14 protein-coding genes are annotated in these 13,571 nt (G+C 36.5%); all 14 read right to left on the reverse strand.

Features of this window, described 5'->3' with window-relative positions:
* Positions 1-126 precede the first annotated feature (126 nt).
* Positions 127-1,143: a sugar kinase gene (locus MKX82_RS25725; RefSeq protein WP_341081115.1), complete on the reverse strand. Its 1,017-nt coding sequence runs from the start codon at positions 1,141-1,143 to the stop codon at positions 127-129.
* Positions 1,136-1,891, reverse strand: coding sequence for a 2-dehydro-3-deoxy-phosphogluconate aldolase (dagF, locus tag MKX82_RS25730; RefSeq protein ID WP_341081117.1), 756 nt, complete (start codon positions 1,889-1,891; stop codon positions 1,136-1,138). Before dagF ends, MKX82_RS25725 begins: the two co-directional genes overlap by 8 nt.
* A gap of 1 nt (position 1,892) precedes the next feature.
* Complete coding sequence (locus tag MKX82_RS25735; protein WP_341081119.1) at positions 1,893-2,996, reverse strand: DgaE family pyridoxal phosphate-dependent ammonia lyase; 1,104 nt, start codon at positions 2,994-2,996, stop codon at positions 1,893-1,895.
* Entirely contained in the window at positions 2,974-4,071 is a 1,098-nt protein-coding gene (locus tag MKX82_RS25740) for an amidohydrolase/deacetylase family metallohydrolase (RefSeq protein ID WP_341081120.1), read from the reverse strand. Before MKX82_RS25740 ends, MKX82_RS25735 begins: the two co-directional genes overlap by 23 nt.
* A gap of 222 nt (positions 4,072-4,293) precedes the next feature.
* Entirely contained in the window at positions 4,294-5,007 is a 714-nt protein-coding gene (locus MKX82_RS25745; RefSeq protein WP_341081121.1) for a GntR family transcriptional regulator, read from the reverse strand.
* A 91-nt stretch (positions 5,008-5,098) separates the two neighbouring features.
* The gene (locus MKX82_RS25750) at positions 5,099-6,187 is read right to left on the reverse strand and encodes a DUF871 domain-containing protein (protein WP_341081122.1); all 1,089 of its coding nucleotides are present in this window, start codon (positions 6,185-6,187) and stop codon (positions 5,099-5,101) included.
* 3 nt (positions 6,188-6,190) lie between these two features.
* A complete protein-coding gene (locus MKX82_RS25755; protein WP_341081123.1) occupies positions 6,191-6,472 on the reverse strand; it encodes a hypothetical protein in 282 nt (93 codons plus the stop codon).
* A gap of 13 nt (positions 6,473-6,485) precedes the next feature.
* Positions 6,486-7,790, reverse strand: coding sequence for a PTS sugar transporter subunit IIC (locus tag MKX82_RS25760; protein ID WP_341081124.1), 1,305 nt, complete (start codon positions 7,788-7,790; stop codon positions 6,486-6,488).
* A gap of 757 nt (positions 7,791-8,547) precedes the next feature.
* Positions 8,548-9,618 (reverse strand): SIS domain-containing protein, encoded by a 1,071-nt coding sequence (locus MKX82_RS25765; protein ID WP_341081125.1) that lies wholly within the window; start codon positions 9,616-9,618, stop codon positions 8,548-8,550.
* A gap of 16 nt (positions 9,619-9,634) precedes the next feature.
* A complete protein-coding gene (locus MKX82_RS25770) occupies positions 9,635-10,444 on the reverse strand; it encodes a PTS system mannose/fructose/sorbose family transporter subunit IID (RefSeq protein ID WP_341081126.1) in 810 nt (269 codons plus the stop codon).
* Positions 10,437-11,228 (reverse strand): PTS mannose/fructose/sorbose/N-acetylgalactosamine transporter subunit IIC, encoded by a 792-nt coding sequence (locus MKX82_RS25775; protein WP_341081129.1) that lies wholly within the window; start codon positions 11,226-11,228, stop codon positions 10,437-10,439. Before MKX82_RS25775 ends, MKX82_RS25770 begins: the two co-directional genes overlap by 8 nt.
* 55 nt (positions 11,229-11,283) lie before the next feature.
* A complete protein-coding gene (locus MKX82_RS25780; RefSeq protein ID WP_341081131.1) occupies positions 11,284-11,772 on the reverse strand; it encodes a PTS sugar transporter subunit IIB in 489 nt (162 codons plus the stop codon).
* Position 11,773: 1 nt separating this feature from the next.
* Positions 11,774-12,181: a PTS sugar transporter subunit IIA gene (locus tag MKX82_RS25785; protein WP_341081133.1), complete on the reverse strand. Its 408-nt coding sequence runs from the start codon at positions 12,179-12,181 to the stop codon at positions 11,774-11,776.
* Between the two features lie 17 nt (positions 12,182-12,198).
* On the reverse strand, positions 12,199-13,314 hold the full coding sequence (locus MKX82_RS25790) for an ROK family transcriptional regulator (protein ID WP_341081135.1): 1,116 nt from the start codon (positions 13,312-13,314) through the stop codon (positions 12,199-12,201).
* Between the last annotated feature and the right edge of the window lie 257 nt (positions 13,315-13,571).

A 13,571-nucleotide genomic window follows, 5' to 3' on the forward strand; every position in this document is an offset into this window, starting at 1 on the left:
AAAAGGACAATCACTATGGTAAGACCTTACTGCCCCCGCCTTTAGGTGAATGCTTTTTTAAATTTGTGAGAAAGTGATTTTCTTCTATTTTTTGCATTCTGACTAATCTTTATTTCCCACTACAATTTACCTCTCGACATCTCCTACTGATTCAGACATCGCCCGCAATATTTCCTTTTCCGACGACATTGGTGTGTCTCCTACGATTGTATGCGCAAGCATTCCAGCTGCGGCGGCAAATTCAACTGTCTCCAGCATTGAAAACCCTTCCATTACACCATGTACAATTCCGCTTGTATAGGCATCTCCCGCTCCGATTCTGTCAAAGACAGAAAATGTTAGTGTTTTTGAAAAGACAAATGTTTGATTCTTAAAGATAAAACCTTTCAAAGAATGCGTATTGTCACTATTGATTAAACGGTGTGTACCAGCAATGACGGAGATATTATATGTTTTCGCAACATATGGAATCAATTCCTTAAGCTGCTCACTGCGGTCATTTTTCTCTGTTTTCAACCCTAATATAGACATTGCATCTTTTTCATTCATCATGACTATATCAGCTAAATGAAGCATTTCTTCATAATGTGGCTTTGCTTTTATATATCCGTCCTCACCCCAGAGCGATGGACGATAGTTACAATCAAAAACAACTATCCCTCCATTTTCTTTCACCGCTTTGGCAAATGTTTTCATGAGATGACGAACATTATTATTCATTGCAAGCGAGATGCCGCAAAAATGGACAACATCGACTTTCTTTACAATGGTATTAAAATCATAGGTTCCATCAGTTGCTTTATTAAAACTGCTTTCAAGACGATTGGAATAAGTTACCCGGCTAGGCCTGGCACCAAATCCATTTTCTAATAAGTACATACCAACATACTGCCCATCTCGTCTAATAAAGGATGTTGTGATACCAAGTTTTTGAAGATATGATAGAGCTGCATCACCAATTGGATTTTCAGGCAAGGTAGATACAAGAAACCCTATATGGCCAAATTTTGCTAATGCTGCGGTTACATTTACACCCGTACCAGAGAATGAATAGGTTAATGTGCCACTTTGAGAAAGAAGTTCATACCCTGGCACTTGAAGACGCATCATAACCTCTCCAAATGCTGCAACATTCTTAGGCATATTGATCAACCAATTTCTTAATCGTTTGAAGTAATTCACTTACATCCTTAACATTAGTTCTTCCTGTGTTTTTGTCTATTATAGATGAGTACACGTGCGGAATAACTTGCGGCACATTGGCCTCTAATGCAATACGCAAGATTGTTTCAAAATTCTCTTTGTCAATCCCGCCTGTTGGCTCTAATGCAAAACCTTCTTCACCACATGCTTGTGCAACAGCGCGGAATTCGTCTTCACTGCTTAACCCTTTCATCGGGAAGTATTTCAATGCATTTCCACCCATATCGCGTACAAGCGCAATGGCGGTTTTGATCGGTACTATCGCATGCTCTTCCTGCGCAGCACTAACCGGTCCAGTGGAGATATTCACATAACCTATGCGCCCTGTTGGAGATATTAAACTATTAATCCAACTATCTCTTTCACCAAGGTTGGCACGTGTTGCTCCAACGGAAGGAAATACTTGGTTTATATGACTGCCTGGGTAGTATTTTGCAATCTCTGCTACTACAGCTGCTTGACGGTTGTCACCAGCACCCAATCCAATCGATACCGCTTCTTCTATTTCTTTACCATAGACTTTCATTGCTGTTACTGCTGCTTCTACTGTAGGATAATCTTTCGAAAGGACACCAACTAACACATAACCTTCAGCAGCTTCAAAAACCTCTTTTGCATTCTCTACACTATTTGCTAACACATTTAATGCAACACGGTTTTTGTAAAAACGTTTTGATATATTTGACATTTTATATTCCTCCCACTATTTCACGTATCTTAGATTCAATTACCTGAATATCATCATGTTGCAATGGACGTGGATCAATATCAAAATAGCCCTGTCTCACACCATAATCCCGTGTATAAATAGCGATTTCACCATCTCGCAGTCTTTCATTCACTTCCTGTGCTGTAAACTGAACTTGATTAGCATCAATTAGAATTCGTGCACGGTAAATGGCACGGCCCGCTTCATCCTGTACAATCTTAACATTGACGCCTTTAAGCTTATTAAGGGACATTAATATTTGCAATGATTCTTTTTCTTGTTCACTTTTGTCTTCTTTATTGCCGTATTCATCAAGTGCCTGAAGTAATCCAAATGTTGTTTCTTTCCCGACTTTCATACTTCGTCCAATCCCATGTAATTGAAGCTTTAGCCATTCAATATAGATTTGCTTGCCACCAACAATCCCTGATGTTGGACCTTCAATTGCCTTTGAACCACTGTAGATCGCAAGGTCAGAAAATTTCACATATTTTTGAAGGTCTTCTTCTGCCGCTGCGTCTACGATAAGTGGAATTTCATTCCGTTTGGCAACCTCCCATGCTTCCTCCACTGAAATCATGTTTTTTTGAACAGCATGATGTGATTTCACGTAAAGGATAGCTGCTGTGTTTTCCGAAATCGCATCTTCGATATGCTCCGCCTTTCCTTCATTGGCATATCCAACCTCAACAAGCTTTCCACCGCCTAAATAAATCATCGTTTCAACAGGTGCTCCGTACTGAACATTGTGACCCTTCAGCATGATAATTTCACTTTTTGGAATATTCTCTTGATGAAGTCGCTCACTTTTGCGTCGATTGCCTTTTGTCACCACTGCCGCAACAGAAAGGGCAATCCCACTTGATGCCGAGTTCACGATCACTGCTGCCTCTGATCCTAGGATTTTTGCAACATGCTCACCTGCTTTATCGACTAAATCTGCAATCTCAACATAATTTTGTCCACCCTGTTTCATTGCATCCATCACCGTATCAGTTGGTGCTGATACACCTAAGATACTCATTCTTCCACTTGCATTAATCACACGTTTAAGCCCGTATTTAGCATTCAATGAATTCTCCATTTACAACCACTCCTTTTGTTTCTATTCTTTGATACGCTTCCCGCTTTTCACCGTCAGAATCAGTCAGTGTAATCGGTTCATCTCGAACAGTAAATAGTGTCATATTCGCAACAGACCCAACCTTTATGCAAGCCAGCTCAGGTTTTTGTAACCAATTAGCTGCATTTGTCGTAACTGCCGCGATTACTTCCTCTAGCGAATAACCTAAGGAAAGGAATTTTGTTAGTACATTAGCCATGCTATATACTGGACCGTTTATTCGATTGTTTCGATAAATATCTGTGCTGATTGTATCTAACCCAATTTTATGAATTTTTGCCGCTTCCGCAACTTTAAATGAAAAGCTTGCCGTACCATGCCCAACATCCAGATGCACACCGCGTTCAATTGCATCCTTTAACACCTGAAGCGGTTTCCCTTGTGCATCGAAAAGATTATTTTGTTTTCCATTGAGATAATGTGTAATGATATCTCTTTTCTCCAAGAGTGGAATAATTTCATCGATGAATGGCGGACCAGAACCGATGTGGACCATTAATGGCAATGCTGTTTCTCTAGAAAGAGCCCGCGCCATCCTTAAAGGTTCAATCCCATTATCACAAACCACGCTTTTGCTAATCCGTGCCTTTAATCCAACGATTACTTCTTTATAATCATTTACAGCTTGTAAAACCTTGCCTTTATCGATCCATTCTAATCTGGATAATTCATCCACTCTTTGTAAACCAATACGTGAAATATTCAAAAAAGCCAATACATTCGTTTTAGCTTTATGTCTGCTCGCTGCCAATTCTGAGATTCGATCAGAACCGCAGCTACCAGCATCCACAATTGTTGTCACCCCTTGATTCACTCCGATTTTATCGATTTCATCACCATACGGGTCAAATTCAGGAAATGCATGGACATGTAAATCAATCCAACCACTTGATACATAAACACCTGAGCAATCTATCATATGTACTCCACGTCCAGCTCCAACCGGCACCACCTGGGCAATTTTACCGTCATTAATGACAATATCGATTTCCTCTCCGTTTAGTCTCTTTACATGATGCAATACGAAATCTTTCATACCATTTCACCTTTTCCGTACTAATTTAAAGCTGCAATCCACTAAAATAAACGCCTCATTATGTGAGGCTTTTGTGAAAAAGTTAAGTTACTAATAACGATTTGCATTAAACTTTAGATTGATGTAATACAATAAATCATAACGTTATAATGTTTATACCCTCAAAAATATTTAAAATATAAAGCTAAGTACATATGGAGTAACTTAGCTTCTTTTCATTAGCTATATATTTAAGTTCACAACATATTTATGTATATCAGTATTATAGTAGCCAATCGAGTATTCGATTAATTGTTCATTGATATCATAAGAAAAACGTGTTCTTTGAAATAATGGTTTCGGCTCAATATTTAACAAACTAGCTATTTTTTCACTTGGATTTTCCACACCAAATTCATCTTGAAATCGGTTAAAGTACACTCCCTTTTCATACAGTTCTTCATACAGGGAATCTTTAAATGTTTCTGGGTCTAGCGAAAGTAAAAAACGACCAGGAATATAGTGAGTAAAATGAATGTACGGTTGGTCATTTAACGTAAAAATTCGCTCTAGACAATAGCATTCTTTTTCAGGAAAATAGTTAGATAAGATTGGATGGTCTGACACAACAATTTTAGAAATAGTTACGTTACCCTTCCTTAAGGTATATCCTGTCGATAATAAATATTCAGAAAACCCTTGCCCCTTTGATAATTTTGAAATGGCTCGATTATCTAAAACTTTTGTACCGATACCACTATGTTTTTCTACATAGCCTTCAAGAGCTAACTGTTCGACAGCTTTGCGTATCGTGATTTTACTAACACCAAATTCCTTTTCCAATTCGGGTTCAGGCGGGATTAACGAATTTTTAGGATAAACTCCTTTTATCATTCGTTCTTTTAATTCATTTTTTACTTGAATATAAAATGGGCCCTTTTTCCGTAACAATTTCATAAAGATCTACCTTTCCAACGTTACTCATCTTCGATTAACTTTTATCTATTTTCCCTTTATTGTATCAATAATGAATAGGAAAGTGTAGAAATCATTTTATATTTACGAGCTTAAAAGGGCTCCATGGCCTGATATACTCTAATAGAAAATGCTCATCAGCAACAACGTTTGCTACTTTGTTTTTCCGATTGTCTTCAGGCATATCCTTTAAAACGACTTGCAATTCGCCTTTATATTTTCCGAACTGATTATTCCCAATAAAAATATCCCCAGTCGTTTGAGACACTGATTGTTTTTCCTCAAAAGATCGATCAGCATATTTTTTTCGTACATCTACTGAACGAATCATATATTCTGTAATATCACCGCGTCGTATATGTGTTTCGTTTAAAGCTACAATTGCTTCCAATTCGCTAACATCAGACTCTAATTCGATTTCTAATTCTAGAATATCTCGATTAAGCTCCCCGAGTCTACGAAGTTCATCCTCACTTGCGTAAGCATTGCCGATGATGATGTCATCAATAAACCCGGTTGCCCACAAATGCTTGGCTTGAATGGCAATTGGTAAATTCCGGTGCTGCTCTAACGTACATAACCCGTCATTGATATCCCATGGGCCTATTTGTCCGACTGAAGATGTTATAAAGGCAGCAGTCCTAATGCCATATTTTTTAAAGCGTTTCGAACAATTAATAAAGAAATCATATGGTAAACCTGTATATTTTTGCGGATAAAAATTGTGACAGCCGATGATATAATCTTTATTGCCTTGATGGGTTAAAATATTGGACAGATAATCAACATCATTACTCATATTCAACTCTATTTTTAAACCGTAAGGATTATTTGTCATTTTCGCTTCTTTTAATCCGTCAAATCCTAAATCAAGTCTGATTCCATCAGCACCTAGCTCATTGAAAAAACTTAGATCATCATAACTAATATTTAATGTGTCAAAGACTGCAGGAGAGACATCCAAAATGACTTCCATTTGTAGTTCCTTTGCAAAAGTTATAAGCTCGGTAAATTCTCGCATTAATTCCTCTTTCGGCTTTGAAGCTGATAATAAGCAAGTAAACACACGATCAAAACCATAATCTTTTGCCATTTTTAAATATTGCTTATCCTCTTCCATCGTTGACTTTTCTGGATAGATTGAGACACCTAATCGCTTCATTAATTACACCTCACGATTTGCATACTTTTCTGACATCATTTTTTGAACGTTGATTATATATCTTTGAAAACTGACGGTGACAAATACTGCACATATAATAGTGGGCACAATTACCACTAGATAATATTTTCCGCCAGTAATGACAAATAGAAACATTGATAGAAAGATTACCAGAATCGATATGCCGATTGCTTTCCATGTTGACAATTTAGCGCCGATATTTGTTTTATAAAATACGATATAAGAAGCAACCAATACTCCCCCTGATAGAACCATCTCTAACATTGAATCATCTCCCTTACGCAGTTTTAGTTTGGGATTGTTCTTTTTCTTGCTCTAAGTGCTGCTTTTCAAACATTTTAAAGAATGGAAAATAGATAGCTAGCGAGATACAGAAGTTCAAAATAACTAATACTCCTGCCATAATCGTCCAATCTGTACTTATGATTGCTGCAATTGGTGCTGGAACCGTAAACGGAAGTTTCGCCATAATCATCGGAATCAAATGAAATTGGAAAAACAAGTATGAGACAATTCCGTTTACAAGTGGTGCCAAGATAAATGGAATAATTAATATAGGGTTCATTACGATGGGAGCCCCAAAAATGATTGGTTCATTAATGTTAAACAATCCGGGCAAAAATGATAGTTTTCCTAATTCCTTCAAAAATGTTGCTTTTGAGAACATGAATAGTACTACGAGTGCTAAAGTTGATCCTGCTCCCCCAATCCAGACAAACCATTGAATAAATTGCTCTGTAAATAAAGTTGGAAGATTATAGGCATCACCAGTTGAAGCAAATACTTCCATATTCTCAAGAATACTTGCATCCCACATTGGTCTTATAATTGGTCCCATAATTGCAGGCCCATGAATGCCTAGTGCCCAGAAAAAAACAACCAAGAAAATCGTTAATAATCCGCCAAACAGACTATTTCCAACTAAAAAGTCTTTTAATGGCGAGATGAGCAAAGTAATGACCGAGTTAATATCAAAATGTAATACGTGGCGTACAAGCCAAAAAAGCACAATAACAACGAGTGTAGGAATTAATGCAGTAAATGAATTGGCAACCATCGGTGGTACACTTTCTGGCAATTTAATCCGAATGTCCCTTTTGATAAAAAAGCGAAATATCTCGACAGTTAACAAAGAAGTAACAATTGCACCAAATAAAGATTGAGCACTTAAATTGCTTATATTTAGCCAGCGTCCTGCTTCAATAACTCCTGCAACAGGTTCAGTTACTTGTACTGGCACAATTGAAGTAATCAGGAAAGCCAAGACTGAAAGTAAACCAGTACTTAATTGATCAAGCTTGTAATGCCCTGCTAAAGCATATGCAACCCCAAATGATGCATAAAGAGCCATTGCTCCTACAGTGAATCGAAAGGGAATATCTAATACCGGCCTAAAGTCCGCAATGAATTCATCATAACCTGCAATTGGAAAATTCAATAAAATGACAAAAAATGAACCGATGATTGTTAACGGTAGCGTTGATAAAATTCCATTCCGTATTGCCAAAAGATGTCGCTGAGAACCAATTCTCTGTGCGGTTGGCATTACTTTCGTTTCTAAAAACTGCATAACCTTATTCATAAAAATACCCCCTCTTTTTAGAAATCTTTGACCAAGAATTTTTTAAACCTTATAACATTATGATGTTTAAGGGTAAAAATAACCCTGCTAAGTAGACTATACTCCAAGATGAATGATATCTGCATCACCAATAAGTTCTCTTACCTTTTAACCCGATACTGTCCCGATTATTGATTTCTTGTTTCTGTGCTTACTTTTCCATTTTAGTTACAATAAACTAGTTGAAATACCTCCAAATCAACACAATAAACTATTCATGAATAACTCTCTCCTTTTTCATAATGTAATCCTTTTCATACAGACATTCTATTATAGTTTTTTGGTCTAGTCAATATAACATTATAATGTTTAGAAGATATTTTTCTTTTATTCTTTCTCCTTTGGTACCCGTATTATTAGCAACAGATTTTATTTCCCGGATTTATGAATAAAACTGTATGTGTAAGGATTGTTTTTCCATCAGCTTGATTAGTAAACTCTTTTTATAAATAAAAAACCAGCCTTGATGCATGAGAATATGGTACAACTTCTTTAAATACAGCATCTCAAACAAACATTTATCATCGAACATTCCACCATTTAAATTGTATTACGATTCGATGTATTTGCAATTTATCGTAATTTATTCCTTCTTTACAGGCAAGCAACTTGTCAGATTATATAACAAAGTATTTTAATAGTTTGCATGAATACAAAAAATAGAGCTGCATCCATATAGATGCAGCTCTTTTTTTAACATTAATGCATTTACGATTACTTAAAAACTTATTTCCCCCACTAATCTTTTGCTATTCAATTTCTTATGAAACTGCGGATCTTTCGGGATACTAGGATCAACTCCTCTTAATGTTGGTACAATCGCACAGATTAACTGAATGGCAATCGGGTAAACAAATGAGTTATAAAAATAATTGTCGCCGGTTGTTACGACAAAATTTTTGTCGCCAATGCCCTCAACGTTACTGCCAATTGTATAAATACTTTCAGTCCAGTCTGATAAGACGTTAATTAATTTATTTACCCGTGAATCCTTCTCTGGATTTAGAACAATAATAGTTGAATCTTCATTCACTGCATTATATATTCCGTGGATAAATTCTTCAAACTCATAACCAGTAACAGGGATACGCATTGTTTCTAGCAACTTCAGAGCACCCTCTAACACATCTCCATACAATTCCTTCGGCCCCACGATCCTAATTTCTTTTGCCTTTTTTAAGTCAGGGATGTTAGCTGTTACCCATTTTTCTGCAGAATGGTAGACAGCTAAGAAACTATCAGCAGTGTTTTTTAAAGAAATGATTACTTTATCAAACTCATTCTGGTTTATTGTCCCGTTCTCTTGACCAATATAGAGGGCGAGCAGCAGTAAATTTAATTTCGTGCAATAGAATCCTTTTGTTTTGGCACCTGCAAGCTCTTCTCCGCATTTAACTGTTAGAATATAATCTGCTACTTCATCGACAAGGGCATCCTCAACACCTGCCATTGATGCAGTTCTACATCCAATATCTTTTGCTAGCTTCATCGCATTATAGGTTGAATAACTGCTTCCACCTTGAGATATTCCAACAACTAACGTATGTGCAACATCATTCGCTAATATTTCTTTTGTGATAAGAAACGGATAATATGCTTCAACAGAAACTCCTGCGAGTTCTCGCATTTTCTGTTGTACTTGTGCCCCGGAATGATAGCTCGTTCCGGAGCCAGTAATGATGATTCTTTTAATCTCTTGTTTTTTTACGGCTGAAAATAATTCAGCAGATGCTTCAATAATTTCATTCATTTTTACAGGCGTTTCCATAAGGTAATCTTGTATTTTCATCACTAATCTCTCCCTTTTATAAGATTCCAATCCAATGTATTATAATTCCAAAGAATATAATCCCGATCGTTAGTTTGGAGATACTGAATTTCTTCCTTAACATCCAGAACACAATAAATGTCAGCGTCAATGGTAAAATATTCGGTAATATTTGATCTAAAATGTCCTGAATAACCACTTCTGCTCCATTAACACTAAATTTTAATGGTGTGGTCACTTTTAACATGGTAGCTACCATTGCTCCTACAACAACTAACCCTACTGTTGTTGCAACTGCCATAATTTTATCCATCAAGCCTTCTTTTTGAATTCTTTCAAGTGAATTCACTCCGACAGAATAGCCATATTTCAAGCCGAAAAATCTGACCAATATATTCGGAATATTATAGAGGAGCAAAAATAGTAATGGGCCAATTATATTTCCTTGTACAGCAAGGGATATACCAATTCCAGCGGCAATTATTCTTAAAGTTCCCCAGAATAAGGAATCCCCTATACCTGCTAACGGCCCCATTAGTGCTGTTTTAACTGCATTTATGGAACTAGTGTCAAAATCCTTATTGTTAGCATTTTGTTCTTCCATTGCAGCAGTTATGCCAGCGATTGTTGGAGAGACGACTGGTGTTGTATTAAATATTTCTAAATGTCGTTTCAATGCAAGAGATTGATCTTCTTGTTTATCGTATAATCTTTTAATAACGGGAATCATCGTATAACAGAAGCCAAGGTTTTGCATTCTTTCATAATTAAAAGCACCCTGCAAAGCAAATGACCGCCAGAAAACACTTCGTAAGTCCTTCTTTCTTAGTTTTTTCTCCTCAGTCAAAGTTAATCTCTCCTTCCGTTAAATTATCAGATTCATCCTTCTTGTTTGTTATATGATTGCTGTCATTCATAATAAAGTTAAGAATGATAGCAATACACACTCCTATTAAAGCTATTGCCATCACATCAAGACTTGAGTAGGATGCTGCCAAAAATCCTACAAAGAAGAATACAGCCATTTTTTTAGAGATTAACATATCAATTAAAAGTGCAAATCCAATTGCGGGGAGAAGATTACCTGCGATAGTCATACCCTCTAAGACAACTTTAGGGACTGCATTGATGAGACTTGTTACTGTTTCTGCACCTAATAACACTGCTAAAAAGGTTGGAATAAACACACTTAGGAAGAACAAGACTACTGGAATCCATATCATTAGCGTTACTTTTTTGAAATCAGCTGCCTTAGCATAGGAATCTGCCTTATGGATAAAGTACGTATTAATCACTCTTACAAGTACTCCTAGAGATTGTGCTAATACAGCAATTGGTACAGCTAAAGCAAGCGCAACCTCCGGACCTTTTCCGGACATGATGGCAAATGCTGTTCCCAATACTCCACCAGTCACCACATCTGGCGGTGTTGAGGAACCTATTCCTGCAATGCCCATCCAAATGAGCTCAAGCTGAGCACCAATTATGATTCCTGTTTTAAAATCACCGAGCACTAATCCTACTAATGCACCTAAAACAAGCGGTCGCTCTAGCATCAATACACCGAATAACCTGCTGTCTAATATTCCAATACCTGCAATTAAACCAAGTAGTAATGCTTGTGTTAACATGAAGCTCGCCCCCTTTTTCCTTCTATGAAGCAGCATGGCAGAAATGTAAATGTTATTATGGCCAGTTTTTTACCAAGTCTTCTAATAATTGTTTTTTATCTCTTGGCAAAATTCTGAAATCTATATTTACACCAAGATTTTCAATTTTTTTAAAATTGTATAAATCTTGATCACTTACCGCTATTAGATCTGTCAGCTTTTGTTTTCCTTCTTCATACCTGAGTCCGCCGACATTTAGTTCACTTACAGTACCATTTGCACCTCTTATAACTTCTAAAGCATCATTTGTGTTTCTAACAAGCACAATTACATTACTCTTTTTGGCCTCTGCAAATTTGCTGACAATCTCCCCTGATTCTTTCACTCCCCGAATATACAGCTTTACATTATTAGGTTTTGCCAAATCTAATGCCATCGCCTTTACTTTATCGTTTTTCGCTTCATCATTAACAATCAGAATGACATTTGCTTGAATAGCGGGAGTCCAACCGAAGGCTACTTGGCCATGAAGCAAGCGATCATCAATTCGAAATAAAGAAATCATCTTATACCGCTCCTTTTACTAAATTATTGATATACTTAATTCCACTTTGTGCTTCTTCCATCGCCTCTGCTAATTTTGCTTCCAATGAATCAGCACCAGACATAATTGTCGTCATTATTAAAGGAAGGTTTACACCTGATATTAAATGAAACTTCTCTGCTTCTTTCTGACTGATTAGAATTTCTAAGCAAATGTTATTGACACTTCCACCGAAAACATCTGTAAAAACAACAAGATCTTGTGTATTTTCTCTGAGGATTAACTCTGTTAATTCCTGCTTCCCGATGTCTCCTGACTTTTCTTGTGTCAGGCAATAATAGTCTAAATTATAGCCGTCTCCTATAATTAGACGAACCGACTCAACTAATGCCTTGGCTAGTTCTCCGTGAGCAGCTACGATAATTTTCATGATGGCTCCCCCTTTGTTTAATTGTCTTCAATCTGTTTAAACATAAACGCAATCGCACCTAAGGCCCCCGCATCTCCTTTTAACTTGGCAAGACTAATATTGGTTTTTATAGGTGTTAGATTCATGACCATTTCTCTAATTTCATCGATAACTATATTCATCGATTCTGATACCCCGCCTCCTATCACTACCTTTTCAGGATTTAATAGATTTATAGAATTTGTGATGAAGACAGCTAATTCAGCTATGAAGTCATCGATTATTCGGGATGCTTCTTTATCTCCTTGAGAATACTTTTCAAATAAATCATGTGGTGGATATCCTGATTTTGATAATGCCATTCCGGATACTTTTGATTCAAAGACTCCAGGGCGACCTAATAAGTTAAAGTGATTATGCTCAATGTCACTTCTAGAGATTTGGTAAGAAATTTCCCCTGCTTGATGGGTATGACCATAAATAAGATTTCCATCAGATATAATGGCAGCACCGATACTCTGACCAATTTCTATAAAAAACAAATTGGTAATACCATTTGGATCAAGCCACATTTCCCCCAAACCAGCACAATTTACATCATTATTGATAAAAGTAGGAAAAGGAAAATGCGGTTCAAATAACTTCTGCAGATTCAAATTTGTCCATTTCAGTGCTTTAGCTTGGAAGACCGTTTCAGTGTTCGTTCTGCCTGGCACTCCAATACCAATCCCAATAATTTTATCCTCTTGAATGTTAGCTTCTTTAATACACAGCTTAACTAATTCGATTATTTTCTCTACCTGATTTGTTAGCTTCACCTCTTTTTTGAAAACAATCGTTCCAACCAAATTTGTAATGATTACTAATATTCTTACTCTGTCGATATCCAAGCCAATTCCATAAGCCGAATCGGGATTAAACCCTAACATTAACGCAGGTCTTCCACCCCCTTTAATTGGACTTTGTTCTCCCAGTTCAATTACTAATTTCTTAGTTAATAGTTCATCAACAATTGCAGAAACTGTTGATTTACTTAAAGACAAGTGCTTGGCAATCTGTGCCCTGCTTATTGGCTGTTCTGCTTTGATTTTTCCTAAAATTAGTGAGCGATTGATTTTCTTAATTAGATCATGATGAGCAGCAAGTTTATTCACATTTATCGGTTCCTATTCTTAATATTTTGTTTTGTTACTGTACTAACCAAAAACCCTTAATTACTATTGTCCACTTTATCAATTTTACCGTTATACATTAATTAGTTTTGTTAGCGAACTAATTATAAATAGATTATTTCATAAGTTATCAGACGATTCAATAACTTTAACACCCATAATTCTGATACATTTCGACAGTCTAAAGGCACCATAGTTCAACAGCTTTTTACACATAAAAAAGCGATACTTCCATAAAA

Source organism: Niallia sp. FSL R7-0271 (assembly GCF_038005785.1).
GTDB lineage: Bacteria > Bacillota > Bacilli > Bacillales > Cytobacillaceae > Niallia.

Coding starts and splice junctions, on each gene's coding strand:
- MKX82_RS25725 (WP_341081115.1), bottom strand. CDS start 1,143: ATGCCTAAGAATGTTGCAGCATTTGGAGAGGTTATGATGCGTCTTCAA.
- dagF (WP_341081117.1), bottom strand. CDS start 1,891: ATGTCAAATATATCAAAACGTTTTTACAAAAACCGTGTTGCATTAAAT.
- MKX82_RS25735 (WP_341081119.1), bottom strand. CDS start 2,996: ATGGAGAATTCATTGAATGCTAAATACGGGCTTAAACGTGTGATTAAT.
- MKX82_RS25740 (WP_341081120.1), bottom strand. CDS start 4,071: ATGAAAGATTTCGTATTGCATCATGTAAAGAGACTAAACGGAGAGGAA.
- MKX82_RS25745 (WP_341081121.1), bottom strand. CDS start 5,007: ATGAAATTGTTACGGAAAAAGGGCCCATTTTATATTCAAGTAAAAAAT.
- MKX82_RS25750 (WP_341081122.1), bottom strand. CDS start 6,187: ATGAAGCGATTAGGTGTCTCAATCTATCCAGAAAAGTCAACGATGGAA.
- MKX82_RS25755 (WP_341081123.1), bottom strand. CDS start 6,472: ATGTTAGAGATGGTTCTATCAGGGGGAGTATTGGTTGCTTCTTATATC.
- MKX82_RS25760 (WP_341081124.1), bottom strand. CDS start 7,790: ATGAATAAGGTTATGCAGTTTTTAGAAACGAAAGTAATGCCAACCGCA.
- MKX82_RS25765 (WP_341081125.1), bottom strand. CDS start 9,618: ATGAAAATACAAGATTACCTTATGGAAACGCCTGTAAAAATGAATGAA.
- MKX82_RS25775 (WP_341081129.1), bottom strand. CDS start 11,228: ATGTTAACACAAGCATTACTACTTGGTTTAATTGCAGGTATTGGAATA.
- MKX82_RS25780 (WP_341081131.1), bottom strand. CDS start 11,772: ATGATTTCTTTATTTCGAATTGATGATCGCTTGCTTCATGGCCAAGTA.
- MKX82_RS25785 (WP_341081133.1), bottom strand. CDS start 12,181: ATGAAAATTATCGTAGCTGCTCACGGAGAACTAGCCAAGGCATTAGTT.